17 protein-coding genes are annotated in these 17,510 nt (G+C 59.4%); 11 read left to right on the forward strand and 6 right to left on the reverse strand.

The features are described from left to right. The 3 genes from yejB to GHO42_RS18230 form a co-directional block, all read left to right on the forward strand. On the forward strand, positions 1 to 903 hold a 903-nt coding region (gene yejB / locus GHO42_RS18220; RefSeq protein ID WP_153384169.1), incomplete at its 5' end, for a microcin C ABC transporter permease YejB. Beyond that, positions 903 to 1,925 (forward strand): ABC transporter permease, encoded by a 1,023-nt coding sequence (locus tag GHO42_RS18225; RefSeq protein ID WP_095002845.1) that lies wholly within the window; start codon positions 903 to 905, stop codon positions 1,923 to 1,925. The genes yejB and GHO42_RS18225, both read left to right, overlap by 1 nt. 8 nt (positions 1,926 to 1,933) lie before the next feature. Further along, positions 1,934 to 3,541: an ABC transporter ATP-binding protein gene (locus GHO42_RS18230; RefSeq protein WP_153326955.1), complete on the forward strand. Its 1,608-nt coding sequence runs from the start codon at positions 1,934 to 1,936 to the stop codon at positions 3,539 to 3,541. A gap of 40 nt (positions 3,542 to 3,581) precedes the next feature. On the opposite strand, the gene GHO42_RS18235 is transcribed toward GHO42_RS18230, so the two are convergent. Then, positions 3,582 to 4,460, reverse strand: coding sequence for a LysR family transcriptional regulator (locus GHO42_RS18235; RefSeq protein WP_095032047.1), 879 nt, complete (start codon positions 4,458 to 4,460; stop codon positions 3,582 to 3,584). 142 nt (positions 4,461 to 4,602) lie between these two features. Between GHO42_RS18235 and GHO42_RS18240 the strand changes: the two genes are divergently transcribed. The 5 genes from GHO42_RS18240 (at position 4,603) to GHO42_RS18260 (ending at position 8,689) form a co-directional block, all read left to right on the forward strand. Further along, entirely contained in the window at positions 4,603 to 5,364 is a 762-nt protein-coding gene (locus tag GHO42_RS18240) for an iron-containing redox enzyme family protein (protein WP_238705515.1), read from the forward strand. Then, entirely contained in the window at positions 5,361 to 6,230 is an 870-nt protein-coding gene (locus tag GHO42_RS18245) for a DMT family transporter (protein ID WP_153326957.1), read from the forward strand. Before GHO42_RS18240 ends, GHO42_RS18245 begins: the two co-directional genes overlap by 4 nt. A 117-nt stretch (positions 6,231 to 6,347) precedes the next feature. After that, positions 6,348 to 7,154: an ABC transporter substrate-binding protein gene (locus GHO42_RS18250; RefSeq protein ID WP_095002848.1), complete on the forward strand. Its 807-nt coding sequence runs from the start codon at positions 6,348 to 6,350 to the stop codon at positions 7,152 to 7,154. 134 nt (positions 7,155 to 7,288) lie between these two features. Continuing rightward, positions 7,289 to 8,017: an amino acid ABC transporter permease gene (locus GHO42_RS18255; RefSeq protein ID WP_153326959.1), complete on the forward strand. Its 729-nt coding sequence runs from the start codon at positions 7,289 to 7,291 to the stop codon at positions 8,015 to 8,017. A gap of 3 nt (positions 8,018 to 8,020) precedes the next feature. Continuing rightward, a complete protein-coding gene (locus GHO42_RS18260; protein ID WP_095002850.1) occupies positions 8,021 to 8,689 on the forward strand; it encodes an amino acid ABC transporter permease in 669 nt (222 codons plus the stop codon). 104 nt (positions 8,690 to 8,793) lie between these two features. On the opposite strand, the gene GHO42_RS18265 is transcribed toward GHO42_RS18260, so the two are convergent. The 4 genes from GHO42_RS18265 to GHO42_RS18280 all read right to left on the reverse strand — a co-directional run bounded on the left by GHO42_RS18265 (position 8,794) and on the right by GHO42_RS18280 (position 13,318). Further along, complete coding sequence (locus GHO42_RS18265) at positions 8,794 to 9,129, reverse strand: DUF3325 domain-containing protein (RefSeq protein WP_095002851.1); 336 nt, start codon at positions 9,127 to 9,129, stop codon at positions 8,794 to 8,796. Position 9,130: 1 nt separating this feature from the next. Then, entirely contained in the window at positions 9,131 to 10,669 is a 1,539-nt protein-coding gene (locus GHO42_RS18270) for a PepSY domain-containing protein (RefSeq protein ID WP_153326961.1), read from the reverse strand. Continuing rightward, positions 10,666 to 10,956, reverse strand: coding sequence for an iron transporter (locus GHO42_RS18275; RefSeq protein WP_095002853.1), 291 nt, complete (start codon positions 10,954 to 10,956; stop codon positions 10,666 to 10,668). Before GHO42_RS18275 ends, GHO42_RS18270 begins: the two co-directional genes overlap by 4 nt. A gap of 103 nt (positions 10,957 to 11,059) precedes the next feature. Further along, positions 11,060 to 13,318 carry a FepA family TonB-dependent siderophore receptor gene (locus tag GHO42_RS18280; RefSeq protein ID WP_153326963.1) on the reverse strand — a complete coding sequence of 753 codons (2,259 nt, stop codon included), beginning with the start codon at positions 13,316 to 13,318 and terminating at the stop codon, positions 11,060 to 11,062. Positions 13,319 to 13,624: 306 nt separating this feature from the next. Between GHO42_RS18280 and GHO42_RS18285 the strand changes: the two genes are divergently transcribed. From GHO42_RS18285 to GHO42_RS18295, 3 genes are all read left to right on the forward strand, one after another. Next, entirely contained in the window at positions 13,625 to 13,966 is a 342-nt protein-coding gene (locus tag GHO42_RS18285) for an FKBP-type peptidyl-prolyl cis-trans isomerase (RefSeq protein WP_095002855.1), read from the forward strand. Positions 13,967 to 14,049: 83 nt separating this feature from the next. Beyond that, a complete protein-coding gene (locus GHO42_RS18290; protein ID WP_153327029.1) occupies positions 14,050 to 15,111 on the forward strand; it encodes a DUF1615 domain-containing protein in 1,062 nt (353 codons plus the stop codon). Between the two features lie 254 nt (positions 15,112 to 15,365). After that, positions 15,366 to 15,905, forward strand: a complete 540-nt coding sequence (locus tag GHO42_RS18295; protein ID WP_095018627.1) for a DUF1523 family protein — start codon at positions 15,366 to 15,368, stop codon at positions 15,903 to 15,905. Between the two features lie 90 nt (positions 15,906 to 15,995). Here GHO42_RS18295 and GHO42_RS18300 read toward each other — a convergent pair whose 3' ends face one another. Continuing rightward, complete coding sequence (locus tag GHO42_RS18300) at positions 15,996 to 17,297, reverse strand: MFS transporter (RefSeq protein WP_095002858.1); 1,302 nt, start codon at positions 17,295 to 17,297, stop codon at positions 15,996 to 15,998. Positions 17,298 to 17,510: the final 213 nt, after the last annotated feature.

Below are 17,510 nucleotides of genomic sequence, written 5' to 3' on the forward strand. Positions count from 1 at the left end.
ATGGCCGCGGCCGCCGGCGGGGCCAGCCGTAGCAGTCGCGGCCTTGACCCGGCATTGATCGAAGAAATCACCAAGCATTACGGCTTCGACAAACCCATGCACGAGCGTCTCTGGCTGATGCTCAAGAACTACGCGCAACTGGACTTCGGCACCAGTTTTTTTCGCGGGGCCAAGGTCACTGACCTGATCGTGGAGAAGCTGCCGGTATCCATCTCGCTGGGCCTGTGGGCGACGCTGATCACCTACCTGATTTCCATTCCGCTGGGCATCCGCAAGGCCATACACAACGGCAGCGCCTTCGATGTATGGACCAGCACGGCGATCATCATCGGCTACGCCATGCCCGCCTTTCTGTTCGCCATTCTGTTGATCGTGGTGTTTGCCGGCGGCAGTTATGTCAGCTGGTTCCCGGTGCAGGGCATCGTCTCGGACAACTTCGACAGCCTGAGTTTCTTCGGCAAGATCGGCGATTATCTGTGGCATATGGTACTGCCCGTGTCGGCGCTGGTGATCGGCGGTTTTGCCACCCTGACCATCCTCACCAAAAACAGCTTTCTCAACGAAATCAGCCGACAGTATGTGGTTACCGCGCGGGCCAAAGGCCTGACCGAGCGCCGCGTGCTTTACGGCCATGTGATGCGCAACGCCATGCTGCTGGTGGTAGCCGGGATTCCCCAGGCGTTGATCGAGGTGTTCTTTGCTGGCTCCCTGCTGATTGAAACCATCTTCAACCTCGACGGCATCGGCCGCATGAGCTACGAAGCAGCGGTATCACGGGACTACCCGGTGGTGTTTGGCACCCTGTTTCTGTTCACCCTGTTCGGCCTGCTGATCAAGCTGATCGGCGACCTGTGCTACACCCTGCTCGATCCCCGTATTGATTTCTCGGCGAGGACTGCCTGATGTTCAACCTCTCTCCTCTTGGCCGTCGCCGCCTCAAACATTTCAAGGCCAACCGCCGTGGCTGGTGGTCACTGTGGATTTTTATCGGGCTGTTCGTGGTATGTCTGGGCGGTGAACTGATTGCCAACGACAAGCCCCTGGCGATTCACTACAAGGACAGCTGGTACTTTCCGATTGTCAGCAGTCACCTCGAAACCGATTTCGGCGGCGAGTTGCCCTTTGAACCCGACTACCGCAGCGACTACGTACGCAAGCTGATTGCCGATCAGGGCGGCTGGATGCTCTTCGCGCCGATTCCGTTCAGCTACGACACCGTCAACTACGACCTCCAGGAGCCCTCACCCAGCCCACCGAGCGCCACCAACTGGCTGGGCACTGACGATCAGGCCCGGGATGTACTGGCCCGCGTGATCTTCGGCGCACGGATTTCCATCCTCTTTGCCTTGATCCTGACCGCCATCAGCACCGTGGTGGGCATTACCGCCGGTGCCCTGCAAGGCTTCTACGGAGGCCTGGTCGACCTGCTTGGCCAGCGCGTGCAGGAAATCTGGGCCGGGTTACCGGTGCTGTACCTGCTGATCATTTTGTCCGGCTTTGTCGCTCCGAGTTTCTGGTGGTTGCTGGGCATCATGGCGCTGTTCAGCTGGCTGGCCCTGGTGGATGTGGTGCGCGCCGAGTTCTTGCGCGGGCGCAGCCTGGAGTACGTCAAGGCTGCGCGGGCCCTGGGCCTGACTGACGGCGCACTGATGCGCCGGCATATCCTGCCCAACGCCATGACCTCCACCCTGACCTACCTGCCGTTTATCCTGACCGGTGCCATTGCCACCCTCACCGCCCTGGACTTTCTCGGCTTTGGCATGCCCCCGGGCAGCGCATCGCTGGGCGAACTGATCGGCCAGGCCAAACACAATCTGCAGGCGCCGTGGCTGGGCCTGACCGCGTTCTGTGCGCTGGCGCTGATCCTGTCGCTGCTGGTGTTTATCGGCGAAGCCTGCCGCGACGCCTTCGATCCCCGGACCTGAGAATTGACATGACCAACACACTGATAGAAATCCGCGACTTGCGCGTCAGCTTTGCCGGGGCAGAAGTGGTTCACGGCATCAACCTCGATATCCGCCGTGGCGAGTGTATGGCGCTGGTGGGCGAGTCGGGCTCGGGCAAGTCGGTGACCGCGCACTCGATCCTGCGCCTGCTGCCCGGCAAGGCTGTCGAGACCCAAGGCAGCATCCGCTACGACGGTGTCGATCTGGTGCATGCCAGCGAAGCCCAGTTGCGCAGCTTGCGCGGCAACCGCATTGCGATGATCTTCCAGGAGCCGATGACCTCGCTCAACCCGTTGCACACCGTGCAAAAACAGATCAGTGAAATCCTTATCACCCACAAGGGCCTGAAAACCCGCGCTGCGCGGCAACGCACCCTGGAGCTGCTGGAACTGGTGGGCATCCGCGAACCGGCCAAGCGCCTCAATGCCTATCCGCACCAACTGTCTGGCGGGCAGCGCCAGCGGGTGATGATCGCCATGGCCCTGGCCAATGAGCCGGAACTGCTGATCGCCGATGAGCCGACCACGGCGCTGGATGTGACGGTGCAGCAAAAAATCCTCGAACTGCTGATCGACCTGCAACAGCGCCTGGGCATGTCGTTGTTGCTGATCAGCCACGACCTCAATCTGGTGCGCAAGATTGCCCAGCGCGTGTGCGTGATGCGCGGTGGCGAGATAGTCGAGCAGGCCAGTTGCGAGGCCCTGTTCAACGAGCCGAAGCACCCCTACAGCCGCATGCTGATCGAAGCCGAGCCCAGTGGCCGACCGGTACCGGGAGAGCACCGTCACAACCTGCTGCAAGTGGACAACCTGAAAGTCTGGTTCCCCCTGCCCAAACCGCTGTTCAGCCGCGAGCGACACTTTATCAAGGCGGTGGATGGGGTCAGTTTTGAACTGAAAAAAGGCCGCACCCTGGGCATCGTCGGCGAGTCCGGCTCGGGCAAATCGACCCTTGGCCAGGCTATTTTGCGGCTGGTGGACTCAGAGGGCGAAATCCGCTTCGGTAATAAACAACTGAACATCCTCAGCCAGAACCTGTTGCGCCCGTTGCGCCGGCAAATGCAGGTGGTGTTCCAGGACCCGTTTGGCAGCCTGAGCCCGCGCATGTCGGTGCAGCAGATCATCAGCGAAGGCTTGCTGGCCCATGACATTGGCACTGAGCAAGAGCGCGAGGCGGCGGTGATCCGGGTCTTGCAGGAAGTGGGCCTGGACCCGCAAAGCCGTCATCGCTACCCCCATGAGTTCTCGGGCGGGCAGCGCCAGCGCATCTCCATTGCCAGGGCGCTGGTCATGGAGCCGGAGCTGATACTGCTCGACGAACCCACCTCGGCCCTGGACCGCACGGTGCAAAAACAGGTGGTCGACCTGCTGCGCGACCTCCAGGCCCGGCATGGCCTGACCTACCTGTTTATCAGCCACGACCTGGCGGTGGTGCATGCCCTGGCCCACGACATGATCGTGATCAAGGACGGCAAGGTGGTGGAACAAGGGGATGCGCAGTCCATCTTCGACAACCCGCAACACCCCTATACCCGGGAACTGCTGCAGGCCAGCAGCTTGAAAGCGCGGGAAACAGCGCTTGCCGATGCGGTGTAGCCGCTGACGAGCGGAGCGAGGCTGCGATCCTCGTCAGCGGCTACAAGGTGTCGGCAGGGTCTACAAGCTCCGCCAACAACTCGGCAAACGCCTCCCGGGCACTGTGATGGCCGGTTTCACTGTGCCAGTAAAACTGGTTAGGGACCGGCTCCAGTTCGGCAAATCGGTAGCGTGCCAACTGAACGCAAACGCCAAAATGCTCAAGTAGCCCTTCAGGCACCAACGCCAGACCCGCACCCGCCCTGACGCAACCAATAATACTGCCCCAACTGGCGTAATCGACCCAGTTGACTTCAAGCCCCTGCACCGCCAACCCTCGCGCCAATACGGCGCGGTACGGGCAACCGGGTGGCCAGGCGAACACCGTGTGTTGATGCATATCCCCAAGACCCGTAAGCGGTGCGAGTGCCGGGCTGGCAATCACTATCAGGGGCTCGTGATAAAGCGGGGTTTTTGTAAGTTTTGGCTGATCGATGCCCCCTGCAATCACGGCGCCGTCGAGCCGGTGGTGCTGCACATCATCGATCAGTTGCCGCCATTGCCCAGTGACCAGTTCCAGGGTCACATGCGGATAGCGCTGATGGAACTCGGCCAGCATCGGCGGCAACCGCCCTGTGGCACAGGACTCAATCGCGCCGATACGCAGCTTGCCCGCAGGCACGGCATGGGGCTGCACGGCACGCCGGGCCTGGTCGACCAGCGCCAGGATCTGCTCGCAATAGCCGACAAACACCTGGCCCGCCGGGCTGATGCACAACCCCCGGCCCGCACGGGTAAACAACGCGGTGCCCAGCTCACTCTCCAGCTGTTTGATCCGGGTGGTGATATTCGACGGCACGCAATGCAGTTGCTGAGCCGCCAGCGCGATGCTGCCGCACTCTGCCACCGACTTGACCATACGCAACTGGCTAAGCTCCATGGTTCACTCCTGATGATTACAGAAATCTTTATATATCACTTGTCATGAATTAATAAACTGACAAAATTTGAGGTCTGTAAATAGCTTTGCTGAATCAAGACAGTGACCCCCAAAAAATAAAAACCATAATGGAGTGGACAGCGTGGACACTAAAGAGGCAGTTATTGAAGCATTGGCACATTCCGTCTTTGACCATGGCGCGCTGAACAACGCATTCTATCAACGCTGGTTAGGCTCTCCAATGAAGCTCCGGGAGGTAGAAATATTTGCGCAAAATTATTGGGCCAGGACATGTCGTACAGCCTTGATGGTCGCGCTTTCTTTTTTACATGCAAAGCACATTTCAGCAAGAGCAGAAATCGTCAAAAACCTATACTCTGAGTTAGGCAACGGCGATGCAAAAAAAGCACACAGTGTGCTTTTAGAAAAGTACTTACTTGACCTGTTAAGTCGTCTAGCCGGAAGAAAATACACCTTGGACGAGTTAGAGGCGGGAGAGGTCTTACCCTCAACACATCTCTTTATTGCAGAGCAGGAAGCACTGTATGCACCCGCTGAGCAAGGACGACCGTCAAGTCATGCTCTAGGAGCACTGCTTGCCCAAGAGTGGCTTGCGTATTCAATGCTGACACGTTTATACGAGGGCGCACGAAATTATCAAAACTTGTATTCCAACAATGATGAATTCCACGAGTGGTGTGAATATTTTTACATCCATATTGGAGAAGCTGAAAAAGAGCATAAAGTTCAGTCACTAATAGCAGCAGCGCTTGAGTGCAGCAACGAAGCTGATTTGGCCGAACTAACCATTGGCTTCAAACGCTTTCTCGACATCACAGAAAACTACTGGAACGGAATAGCACGAGCTATTGAAGACGCTAAGACGTTGGAAATAAACATTTGAAGTGTTCGCACACAAGGAAGCAAATAATCGCAGCCCTGGCCGCTGTCGTACTGTGCTGGGCCTATTCACCGATCGGGATAAACATCGGCCTGCAGGATTATTCTCCGGGGCATCTGGCGTTGCTGCGGTTTTTGATTGCCTCGGTCTTTATGGCGGCTGTTGCGCTGGTGTTGCGCATTGGCCTGCCCCGGCTCAGGGATGTGCCCTGGCTGATCGTGCTGGGCTTTTTCGCCATTGTGCTGCATCACGTGGCGCTCAATTTCGGCCAGCGCTGGATCAGCCCCGGCGCGTCCAGCGTGTTGGCACAATCCGCGCCACTGTTCAGCACCCTGATCGCACGGGTGTTTTTGAAAGAAACTGTCAGCGGCTGGCGCTGGTTATGGGTGGCTGTGGGGTTTCTGGGCGCGTTGGTGGTGGTGATCAGCGATAAAGGCATCGCAGGGTTCAGGCCCCAGGGCTTGCTGGTTTTGCTCGCGGCGTTTTCCTGGAGCGTCTATTTCGCCCTGCAAAAACATTACTCCAACCGCTACAGCCCTTTGACTCTGGTGTGCTACACGATCTGGAGCGGGACCTTGCTGCTGGGTGTATACGCGCCGGGGCTCGTGGATGCAGTCTTGAATGCGCCGGCCCGGGTGAACGGGGCGGTGTTGCTGCTGGGGATTTTCCCCAGCGCCCTGGCCTATCTGTTCTGGGCCTTTGTGTTGGCCCGCGCCGAGGTCAGTCGCGTAGTAGGAGTCATGTATTTGATCCCGCCGGTGGCAATGGTGATGGCGGCCGTCGTGTTGGGCAGCACCGTGTCGATGGGGGTGATGGCCGGCGCAGCCATCATATTAGCCAGTGTGATGGCGATGAGTCGCGTGCGGTAAAGACATGCTCTTTGTTATTCCTAAAATGAATATATAAATCATTTTATATTCTTTTTTAAAAGCTAATTTTCCTGCAAGACTCTCGTCATAACTCTTCCAACTCATGATGAGAACGAAATGAAAAAATTCACTGCCCTCACCGCCCTGACCCTGGCTGTCCTGTCTGGCCTGGCCCACGCCGATCGTCTGGATGACATCAAAAAATCCGGTGTGCTGCGCGTGGCGTCCTTCGACAGCAACCCGCCCTTTGGTTTTGTCGATGCCAACAGCAAGCAGATCGAAGGCCTCGACGTCGACTACGCCAAGGCCATCGCCGACAAGCTGGGCGTGAAGTTGCAGTTGCAGCCAACCAACCCGGCCAACCGCGTACCGCTGCTGGTGGCCAACAAGGTGGACCTGGTACTGGCCAACTTCACCATCACCCCCGAGCGCGCCGAGCAGGTGAATTTCAGCATTCCGTACTTTGCTTCGGGCCAGCAATTTATCGTCAAGAAAGGCACCCTCACATCCCCCGAGGAGCTGAACAAATGGCGCGTAGGGGTGGACAAGGGCACGGTCAATGAAGGCGTGCTGCGCGAGAAATTCCCCGGTGCCAAAGTGGTGGCCTACGATGACACCCCGTTCGCCTTCACTGCCCTGCGCAACGGCAACGTCCAGGCCATCACCCAGGACGGCCCGAAGCTGATCGGCCTGCTGGCCAATGTGCCGGACAAGGACAAGTACGAAGTGCCGCCGTTCACCATTTCCAATGACCTGATCGGTGTCGGTATTCCTAAAGGCGAAGCGCGCCTGACCGAGGTGGTTAACCAGACCCTCACCGACCTCGAAGCCCAGGGCAAGGCCCAGGGCATTTATGACGCCTGGTTCGGCCCGACCACCAAGACCCCGCTGACCCGCCTGTACAAGATTGGCGACAAGAGCTAAGCCACTGCCTCTGTGGGAGCGAGCCTGCTCGCGAAGACTTTTCGCGAGCAGGCTCGCTCCCACAGTTCCTGTCTCCTTCAGCCCGTCACGGTCAACCGGACGGGTTTGCTCGTTTCTGGATGGACGCTGTTTCTATGTTCGGTGAACTGCTTGCCCCGCAATACCTGCACTGGTTGCTCGATGGTTTTGTCCTCACCCTGATCCTTTCCCTGCTGACCTGCCTGGTGGCTACCGGGCTGGGGTTTTTGCTGTGCCTGGCACGCATCTCGCCTTTGCGTGTGTGGTCGTGGCCGGCACGGGCCTACCTGGCCCTGTTTCGCAACACACCACTGCTGGTGCAGCTGTTTTTCTGGTACTTCGGGGTCACGGCCATGCTGCCCGAAGGGCTGGTGATGTGGCTCAACCAGCCGCGCAGCCTGTCACTGGGGCTGTTTGAAGTTGACTGGCCGTCGTTTGAGTTTCTCGCCGGGTTCTGGGGGCTGATGCTCTACACCGCCGCTTTTATTTGCGAGGAGTTTCGCGCCGGTGTCAGTTCGGTGCGGGTGGAACAACGGGCGGCAGGTCTGGCGCTGGGCTTGAGGCCGGCACAGGTGTGGCGCTATATCGTGTTCCCGCAGGCGCTGCGCACGGCGTTGGGACCGTTGCTGGGCCAGTATATGAACGCCCTGAAAAACTCGTCTCTGACCATGGCCATTGGCTTGGCCGAGCTGTCCTACGCCTCGCGTCAGGTCGAGACCGAAACCTTCAAGACCTTTCAGGCCTTCGGTTTTGCCACTCTGCTGTATGTGGCCAGCATTGCCTTGCTCGAAGTACTTGGCCAATTGATTGCACGCAGCAAGTGGTATCGCCAGGGAGTGGTGTAAGTCATGGATTTTTCGGTTATCAGCGACAACTTTTCGTATTTCATGCTCGGTGCCTGGCCCAACGGACCTTTGGGCGGTGCAGCACTGACGCTGCTGCTCAGCCTGTTGTCGGGGATCATCTCGGCACTGCTGGGGCTGGTGCTGGGCATTGCCCTGGTGATGATTCGCGGCAAGGTGCGCTGGCTGTTGTTGGGTGTGCTGGGCTTTTTGCGGGCAATTCCGGTGGTGATGCTGATTTTCTGGAGTTACTTCCTGCTGCCCATCCTGTTCAAGGTCGATGTACCCGCGCTGGCCACCGTGGTGTGTGCGCTGTCGTTGATCGGCGGTGCGTACCTGGCCCACTCGGTGTATGCCGGGATCAGCAGCCTGCCGGCCGGGCAATGGGCGGCGGGCAAGGCTCTCGGCCTGGGTAGCTGGCAAGTGTTGCGTCTGATCATTCTGCCGCAGGCCCTGCCGATGATGCTGCCCTCCTTCCTCAACCAATGGATTTCACTGATCAAGGACACCTCGCTGGCGTACGTGATCGGGGTCGGCGAGCTGTCGTTTGTTGCCACCCAGATCAGCAACCGGGTGATGGTGCACCCGACGGAAATCTTCCTGTTTGTGGCGCTGGTGTACTTTGTGTTGTGCAGTGGCCTGGACTGGATGGCCAATCGGTGGGTCAAGCGCTAACCACCTTCTCACCTGTGGGAGCGGGCTTGCTCGCGATGGCATCACTGCGGTTTGCCTGGCAGACCGCGTTGTCCAAATCGCGGGCAGGCCCGCTCCCACAACGATCAGTGCAAGGTTGCGATCACCGCCCAAACCGGCACAAAGCCCATTGGCAGCCACACGGCCAGTCGCGGCCGATACGGCAACAGCATCAGCAGGCTAAAACCGCTCAACGAGATCATGCCAAACCAGCCCACCGGCCCCATCGCCCAGCCCCAGGCCAACCCGCAAAACCAGAAACTCAGCCCCAGGCTTAGCCAACCGGCAACCCGTAGCACACGGCGCAAGCGGGCCGCAGGCGGCTTTCCCCACACCTGTTTGTAATGACGCTCCAACCCCTGGCACAAGGTAAGCATGCCGATGTAAGCGAACGCCAGTGCAGCAAAATAATCAGCCAGCATCTCAATTTACCTCGGCCATGACGGCGGTCTTTTTACGTGGCACCCGCTCAACCGCCGGTTGCGAGACTTTCCAGCAGGCCCACAGCAACAAAGCGCCCAGGGCCATAGCAGTCAGCTCGACGCCCATGCTGCTGTGCAGTGCCCAAGGCCGGTTGACGGTGAAGACACTCAACAACGGCAAGGCCAGGCACAACCCTCCCGCCAACCCGAGTTGCTCGCGCCAGGCCTGCATGCGCGGGCGCAGCAAGGCATGGGCAAAGCTCAACGCCCACATGCCAAAGAACACATTCAATTCAGCATCCGCCCGTTCGGTCATCCCCGACGGCAACAGCCGGTTGCCCCACAACAGGCTGATGCAGGCCAGGCTCAAGCCCGCCATAACGGTGACGTTAATCGCTTCGACCAGACGGTAGAGCACCTGGGCAACCCGACCTTCACTGGCGTACTTGCGCCGCCGCTTGACCGTGAACAGCACCAGCCCGCTGGCGATCATGGCGCTGCTGATCAGCCCGCAAATAAAGTACAGCCAGCGCATGGGGTAACCGCCGAACTGGGCAAAGTGCAGCCCGGAAATCACCCGATGGGTCAGCACCGTGGGGCGCATCTCTGTGGGGCCGGCCAATTGCTCGCCGGTGACGCCGTCAAAGCGCATGCCCTGGCCCTTGGTCAGGGCAATGCGATTGCCCAGGATCGGACGAATCTGGATTTCGGCATTGCTCATGCCGGGGTTGCTGATGCTGATCCCGCCCAACGGCCCCATGACAGCCCGGGCCTGGCTCAGCAACGGCCCCAGGGCCACCAGCGGTGCAGGCTCTGCGGTTGCCGGGCGCTGTACGGCAACGCTGGCCGGCGCCTTGTCCTGCGCCTTGAAAAAGGCCTCGCGGTCACCATCGAACAATGCATCCATTGCCGCCGGCATATAGATCACCAGAAAAATCGCCAGCCCGGTGTAGGTGATCATCAAGTGAAAAGGCAGCAACAGCACGGCACTGGCGTTGTGCGCGTCAAGCCACGAGCGCTGGCCTTTGGCGGGACGAAAGGTGAAGAATTCCTTGAAGAACTTCTTGTGGATCACGATGCCGCTGACCAAAGCCGCGAGCATGCCCATGGCCAGCGCACCCACCAGGTAAATGCCGATCATGCGCGGCATGTGCAGGGTGAAGTGGAACAGAAAGAAAAACCGCCCTCCTACCGTTTCGCGAACCGGCATCACCTCGCCGGTATCCGGGTCCAGGGTCACCGACACGCCATCACGGCGCCCGCCGGTGGAGGCCTGCAATTGCGGCGAGCGCTCATAGGGCAGGCTGATACCCCACTGTTTTGCGTCAGCCTTGTGCGTCTGCAAGTAGCTCAGTGCGCGTTGCGCTGCCTGCTCATCGGTCAGGTGGTGGGCCGGCAGCTCGGGGGTCATCCAGTTGTCGATCTCCTGATCGAACACGGCCAGGCTGCCGGTCAAAAAGATCACGAACAACAACCAGCCGACGATCAGGCCACCCCAGGTGTGCAGCCAGGCCATGGATTGGGTCAGGGTCTGTTTCATCCCAGTCGCTCCAGCAGTTGCGGCCAAAAACCGATGGCGGCCAGGGGCACGGCAAGCACCGCGCCCATCCAGGCCGACCACTGGTGGCGGGCAGCAAATGCCCACAAAATGGCGAAGGTGTAGATCACAAACGACAGCAGGCTGGCGACGATCATCGCGTCTACATTGTCCAGCGGCAGCAGCCGCGCCAATGCCGCAGTAAAGGCATAGGTAAAGACATAACCACCGACCAGTGCTGCCAGTGTGCGAGACACGATCGGCGCCCAGGCCGACGTTGCAAGTTTCATGTGTTCAATCCTCTATCGAGCTCCGGTTTTTGCCTGCGCCAGATGCGACAACGGCGCGACACCCGTTTTCACGGATGTCGCGCCTGCATGGGCCGCGGTGTTGTCAGAACGAACTGGTCACAGACGCAAAGTACGCACGGCCTGCCTCGTTGTAGGTTTGCGCGCCCGCCTCGTCCGAGTTGCCCTTGCGGTACAGTTGCTTGTCGAACAGGTTGTTGATGCCCACCCGCACACTGAAGTTTTTGTTGAACTCATAGCCGCTGCTCAAGCCCACCAGACCATAAGGATCGACGGGCTGCTGCACCGACTTGTCCAGTGCTTCATTGGCGCGGTTGTTGCGCTTGGGCGCTTCCTGCTTGCCGTAGTAAGTCCCGCTGACCTGTAACGACAGTTTTTCGGTGGCGTACCAGTCGAGCATGGTGTTGACGGTGTACTTGGGAATGATGCTCAGCGGGTCGCCGGTTTCCTTGTCCTTGCTTTCGATCATGTAGGTCAGGTTGGTGTTCCAGTCCAGATCCTCACGCAAGCTGACAAACAGGTTGCCTTCCACCCCCTGGACGATGGCCTTGCCGCTGTTTTCCCATTGCAGCACGCGACGGCCGTTGGGCAGGCGGAATGCCGATTCGTTGCTGGCATTGATCTTGTTCTGGTAGTCGTTGCGGAAATAGGTGGCGCTGGTGCGCCAGGTGCCCTTGTCGAACGCCAGACCGATCTCTTTGTTGACGCTGATTTCCGGTTTGAGATCCGGGTTACCCACCAGGTAGCAGCCACCGATATTCACTTCAACCGAGCTGCAGCCACTACCGCGGCTGTACAGCAGGTAGTTGGGGTTGGACTGGTACAGGTTCGGGGTCTTATAGGCCCGGGCAATACCGCCCTTGATGCTCAACTCATCGGTGAGCTGATGCGAGGCGTTGAGGCTCGGGCTCCAGTTGCCGCCAAATTCGCTGTGGTGATCGAAACGCACGCCGGGGGTAACGATGGTTTTGGCGCCGACTTCGATATTGTCTTCGACGTAGAACGCATAGCTGTTGGCCGTGGTTTTGGTTTGCGTACGGTCCGTACCCGGCAGGCCGGGTGTGCCGTCAGCCCCCGGATCCCAGCTTTGCGGACGCAACGAGCCCGGGTCATTGAGCGACTCGTAGAGGTATTCACCACCCAGAGTCAGGACCTGGGCGGTGCCCATGTTCAGCGGCAGATTGACCTCACCTGTAGCACGGGTATTGCGCAGACGCGATTCAAAACTGCCGGCGCTGGCAGAAGGTGCACCTTCACCATAACCGGCCAGGCCTTCGTTGAGACGCGCGTTGCGGGTCAGGTCGTGGGTCAGCGAGGCCGAAGTCGAGCCCCAGTCAAACGAACCATTGTGGGTAGCCGAAAAGGTGCTCCGCTGCAGCACGCTGGTCTCTTTGCCGGTCAGGCTGTTGACGAAGTCACCCCCGCTGTTGAGCATGGTGTCGCCGGCAAAAATATTGCCCTGGCGGCTGTAGCTGGCTTCCAGGTCCAGGCTCTGCTCAGGGGTGAATTGCCAGCTGAGCAGGCCGTTGATGTCTTTGTTACGCACGCCTTCGCGGCCCGCCACGACGCTGTCGGGGGAGGCCTGGGCAGCGGTATTGATGCCCGGATCGTCAGCATCGGTCTTGTTCAGGCCGCCATACACACGAAACACCAGATCATCCGTGATCGGCCCGCTGAGGTTGAAGTTGGTGCGTTTGCTGACACCTTCGGCGTCGTCTTCCGGCGCCAGGTAATAGGCGGTCAACGAGCCTTTTAGCTTGTCCGATGGACGCTTGGTGATGATATTGACCACCCCGCCCATTGCCCCTGAACCGTAGCGCGCCGCTGCCGGGCCGCGCAGGATCTCGATGCGCTCGACTTCTTCGGCCGGTACCCAGTTGGTTTCGCCACGGGTATCACGGTCGCCGCTCCAGCCATAGCGCTGGGCATTGCGCGAAGAAGACGGCTTGCCGTCGATGAGGATCAGGGTGTTTTCCGGGCCCATGCCACGCAGGTCGATCTGCCGGTTATTGCCGCGGGCGCCGCTGGAACTGTTACCGGTGAGGTTGACCCCGGGTTCGCGACGAATGATGTCGGACAGGTCATTGGCCGGCGGGCGCTTCTTGATGTCTTCGGCGGTGATGATCGACACGCCGGGTGCCTGCTTCAGCTCCTGGGCAGCAGTGCCCAATACACGGGTTTCTTCGAGTTGCAACGCCTGGCGGGTGCCATCCACTGGCAAATCGGTGGCCTCTACCGGTACTTCGTCACGCTCACGCTCAAGTGCGTCGGCAAGCAGGGTGGGCGAAGCCAGAGCGGCCATGAGAGCCAGTGAAAGATGACTGCGGTTGAATCGAGACGACATGTCCAGTTGATCCCTTAACAATGGAGTGTGCTCAGCAGGCCAAAGGCTGGTAATTGCTGACGCACGACCTCGAAAGGACCTACGTGTTTAGCTTTCCCCGGCACTGCCAGGGCTGCGATGATAGGGACTCTCATTTGAGAGTAAAGCGCAAATGACATCAATACTCATTTGGAAGTTCCGCAATCCCTTTGTTTTAGAGCCTTTTCCTACATAAAATAATTAATACAAAATGTAACAATGCCTTTGGATCAAGAAATCCCCCTGCCCTGTACAATCCTTCATCCTACTTTTTTGAGCCTTATCGCCATGACTGACGAACTGCACATCACTGACCTGTTACCCGGCGACGGTAAAGCCGTGGTCAAAGGTGCCCTGATTACCACGCACTACACCGGCTGGCTCGAAGACGGCACGGTATTCGACTCTTCGCATCAGCGCGGCAAGCCGTTCCAGTGCGTGATCGGCACCGGGCGAGTGATCAAGGGCTGGGACATCGGCCTGATGGGCATGCAGGTCGGCGGCAAGCGCGCACTGCAGGTACCCGCGCACCTGGCCTATGGTGAAAGAAGCATGGGCGCGCATATCACACCGAACTCCAACCTGCGGTTTGAGATCGAACTGCTGGAAGTGCTTACACGCGACGATTGAGCGCGACTGCAGGTTGCGCACTAATAGGGAGTTAAACGCTGGTGAATCGATTTTTCAGGTGTTGTTTACCGATTATTCCGCTAATGGTACTGGCAGGTTGCAGCAGTCAGAGCACACAAACACTGCCAAGCCGGACTCCCGACCAGACCCGCGCCCGCATCGTGCAACTGCTCCCGGCCAAGGTTGCAGACCGCACCGGCTGGGCAACGGATATCCAGGTCGCATTCACTGCCCAAGCCCTCGCGCCCACCGATGAAAACCTCTGTTCCGTGCTGGCTGTGACCGAGCAGGAATCGACCTTTCAGGCCGACCCGCCGGTACCGGGCCTGGGCAAGATCGCCCGCAGTGAAATCAACCGCCGCGCCGGCAAGCTGCATATCCCCGAATTTGTAGTGCGCAGTGCCTTGAGCATCACTTCGCCCGACGGTAAAACCTACAACCAACGCCTGGATGCGGCCCGCACCGAGGGCCAGTTGAGCGCCATTTTTGATGATTTCATCGGCATGGTGCCACTGGGCAAAAGCTTGTTTGGCGGCTTGAACCCGGTGCATACCGGCGGGCCAATGCAGGTCAGCATCGCTTTTGCCGAAAAGCGTGCACGGGACTATCCCTACCCGGTGGCCCACTCGATCCGCCAGGAAGTCTTCACCCGCCGCGGTGGCATGTATTTCGGCATCGCCCATCTGCTCGGTTACCCGGTGGACTACAACCAGTCGCTGTACCGTTTTGCCGACTTCAACGCGGGCTGGTACGCCAGCCGCAATGCCGCTTTTCAGAATGCCGTCAGCCGTGCATCTGGCATACCGCTGGCACTGGATGGCGACCTGACTATTCCGGGCTCTTACGCGGTTGGCTCCACCGAGCGGGCTGTACGCGCCCTGGGCAAGCAACTGGGCCTGAGCCATAACGCTATCCGCCGTCAGCTTGAAAAAGGCGACAGCCTGGACTTCAACGAAACCGACCTGTACCAGGACGTGTTCGCCCTCGCCGACCGCCAGCAAGGCAAGCCGCTGCCCCGTGCGGTATTACCGGGCATCACCCTGCAAAGCCCGAAAATCACCCGCAACCTGACCACCGCCTGGTTTGCCCAGCGGGTTGATGAACGCCGTCAGCGTTGCATCAGCCGGGCAGCGGCCAGCCGTTGATTTTCTGTGGGAGCGAGCCTGCTCGCGAGGGTATCGACACGATCTACCTCACAGACCTTGTCGTCAGTATCGCGAGCAGGCTCGCTGCCACAAAGAGAGGTGCGCAGGCCTGCGAGCAAACGCACAGCTAAAATGCTACAAATTATGTAGCCAGCGCATGCAGGCCTTGTAGTCCCTTGGGCAGGCTGCGATAAGCTGCGCCGCAAGTTCAATCAACAGTCATCAGGAATAATTGATATGTGCGTGGTTTTTGCATGAAATGGCTCAAAGGCATCATTCTGGGAGTCATCCTGCTGGCAGTCGGCGCCGTGGGGCTGGGGCTGTTTTACTTTCTGCCCCAGCACGATGTGGTGATGGTCACGGGGGTTGAGGTCAAGCGCATGGATCACAACGGTGTGATCAGCGCAGAAAACCCGGCTGACGGCCCGACCCGGGATGTGTATTTCATCAACACTGAAGACCCGGTGACCAAGGAGGTCATGGTTTATCGCAACGAAGACACCGGCTGGTCCTTCCCCTGGTATTTCAAGTTCGACTCTGCCGATATCCAAGCCAAGGCCCAGGGTTACTCCCGCGATGCCAACCAGCTGGCGCTGATCCGCTACTACGGCTGGCGCATCAAGATCTTCTCGGTGTTCCCCAACATCACTGCGATCGAAGCCACCAACAGCCGGGATGAGCCTTTCCCCTGGTTCAACACGGTGTTCTTCAGCGTGCTGGCACTGCTCTTGATCGTGATTGCCATCTTTATCAAGCGTCGCGTCAAACGTCGCCCGCAAATGCCGGTCAATTGATCGCTGCGCCCCTGCGGGGGCGCATTCCAGGGGCCGTCAATCGGTCACCCGCGACACCCTCCCCTACGGCCACACCGGCAGTCCTTGACCTCAAGGTTTGCCGGTAGCAACAGCCAACTCGTCTGACACCTCGCCATCGGCCTCGCGCTCATGCTCCAGCACCGCCTGGGCCAGGTCTTCGGTGACGCGCATCTCGACCCCGACGGCCGACATTTGTGCCGCCGCGGTAAAGGGAGCTGCGGTCACTGGCTCCGAGCCCTTGGCACGACGCCAGGCAAACAGCAGCACCAGGCCCAGGTTCAGCGCGGCCAGGGCCCAGAATAGCCCGGCTTCACCGACCCGGGTCATCAGCGGCGAAATCACCAGCGGGCTGATGGCACAGCCCAGGGAGTTGATCAGCAGCAAGCCCTGGATCATGCTCACGATCGCCCCCGACGATGCCCGGTCCGCCGCATGGCTGACCGCCACCGGGTAAATCGCGAAGATACCGCCCCCCAGCAGAAAAAACGCCACTACCAGTAACGGCGAACCCGCTGGCAGCATCAGGATGATCAATGACAGCACTGCGCAGGCAGCGCCCAGCACGATCAATACCAGATGCCGGTCCTGATGGTCCGACCAGCGCCCGACCGGGTACTGCAACAGCATGGCGCCAAGAATCACCCAGGCCATCATATGCCCGACCTCGGTCACGTCCAGGCCGATACGTTGCAGGTACAAGGGCAGCAACGCATACACCGCGGCAATGGCAATACCCGAACCAAAACAGCCAATCACCCCGGTGGGCGTGGCACGCAGCAACTGCAAGGGCATCAGCGGTTCTGCGCGCTCAACAATCGGGGTTGCCCGCGGCAACATGACAATGGGCAACAACGATAGCGAGGCCAATATGGCGGCGATCATAAAGGGCACCGTGTCACCGGTCAGGGCAATGGCCCCCAGGTTGACCTGCCCCAGCAACCCCGCACCGTAGAGGGCAATCATGTACAAAGCCAGCAGGCGCCCGCGAATCTTGGGGTCGGCGGCCATCAACAACCAGCTTTCCACCACCAGGAACACGCCGACGCTGGCCCAACCGTTGACCAGGCGCAGGACAAACCATGTCCAGGGCTCGGATGACATGCCCTGGAACAGGATCGAGGTGGCAATCAATGCCGCGAAGCAGCTGTAGGCGCGGATATGACCGATGCGTACGATCAGCCGGTCATTGAAGATCGAGCCCAGGGTCAGCCCGATAAAATACGCCGAAGACACGATACCGACCATGGTCGCCGACTGGCCCATTGTGTCCAGGCGCAGGGTAGTCAGCGAGGCAAGCATGCCGTTGCCGATACTGATGATAAACAGCCCAAGTAACGGCGCCAGCGCCATCGCCAGCAATTGGACAGACATGATTGACTCAAGACCTCATTGATCAATGGATAACCCGCTCGGGCAAAAGCACAGCGGCACCTGCCGGCAAAGGCCGGGGCGAGACAGAAAAACCGGGGTGTGTGATTGTGCATCCTCGACGCCACGGACGTGGCCGCGAGTGACAGGCAGGGCTCAAGACAAGCATCGACCAGGCAGAATCAGGGCGCGCATAGTAGCCGCAGACAGGTACAA

The sequence above is a fragment of the Pseudomonas sp. FSL R10-0056 genome (genome assembly GCF_009600105.1).
In the GTDB taxonomy this organism is placed as follows: Bacteria; Pseudomonadota; Gammaproteobacteria; order Pseudomonadales; family Pseudomonadaceae; genus Aquipseudomonas; species Aquipseudomonas bubulae.

Excerpts from the sequence above, each read along its gene's own strand:
- GHO42_RS18225 (WP_095002845.1), top strand. The coding sequence starts at position 903 with ATGTTCAACCTCTCTCCTCTTGGCCGTCGCCGCCTCAAACATTTCAAG.
- GHO42_RS18230 (WP_153326955.1), top strand. The coding sequence starts at position 1,934 with ATGACCAACACACTGATAGAAATCCGCGACTTGCGCGTCAGCTTTGCC.
- GHO42_RS18235 (WP_095032047.1), bottom strand. The coding sequence starts at position 4,460 with ATGGAGCTTAGCCAGTTGCGTATGGTCAAGTCGGTGGCAGAGTGCGGC.
- GHO42_RS18250 (WP_095002848.1), top strand. The coding sequence starts at position 6,348 with ATGAAAAAATTCACTGCCCTCACCGCCCTGACCCTGGCTGTCCTGTCT.
- GHO42_RS18255 (WP_153326959.1), top strand. The coding sequence starts at position 7,289 with ATGTTCGGTGAACTGCTTGCCCCGCAATACCTGCACTGGTTGCTCGAT.
- GHO42_RS18260 (WP_095002850.1), top strand. The coding sequence starts at position 8,021 with ATGGATTTTTCGGTTATCAGCGACAACTTTTCGTATTTCATGCTCGGT.
- GHO42_RS18265 (WP_095002851.1), bottom strand. The coding sequence starts at position 9,129 with ATGCTGGCTGATTATTTTGCTGCACTGGCGTTCGCTTACATCGGCATG.
- GHO42_RS18270 (WP_153326961.1), bottom strand. The coding sequence starts at position 10,669 with ATGAAACAGACCCTGACCCAATCCATGGCCTGGCTGCACACCTGGGGT.
- GHO42_RS18275 (WP_095002853.1), bottom strand. The coding sequence starts at position 10,956 with ATGAAACTTGCAACGTCGGCCTGGGCGCCGATCGTGTCTCGCACACTG.
- GHO42_RS18280 (WP_153326963.1), bottom strand. The coding sequence starts at position 13,318 with ATGTCGTCTCGATTCAACCGCAGTCATCTTTCACTGGCTCTCATGGCC.
- GHO42_RS18285 (WP_095002855.1), top strand. The coding sequence starts at position 13,625 with ATGACTGACGAACTGCACATCACTGACCTGTTACCCGGCGACGGTAAA.
- GHO42_RS18290 (WP_153327029.1), top strand. The coding sequence starts at position 14,050 with ATGGTACTGGCAGGTTGCAGCAGTCAGAGCACACAAACACTGCCAAGC.
- GHO42_RS18295 (WP_095018627.1), top strand. The coding sequence starts at position 15,366 with ATGAAATGGCTCAAAGGCATCATTCTGGGAGTCATCCTGCTGGCAGTC.
- GHO42_RS18300 (WP_095002858.1), bottom strand. The coding sequence starts at position 17,297 with ATGTCTGTCCAATTGCTGGCGATGGCGCTGGCGCCGTTACTTGGGCTG.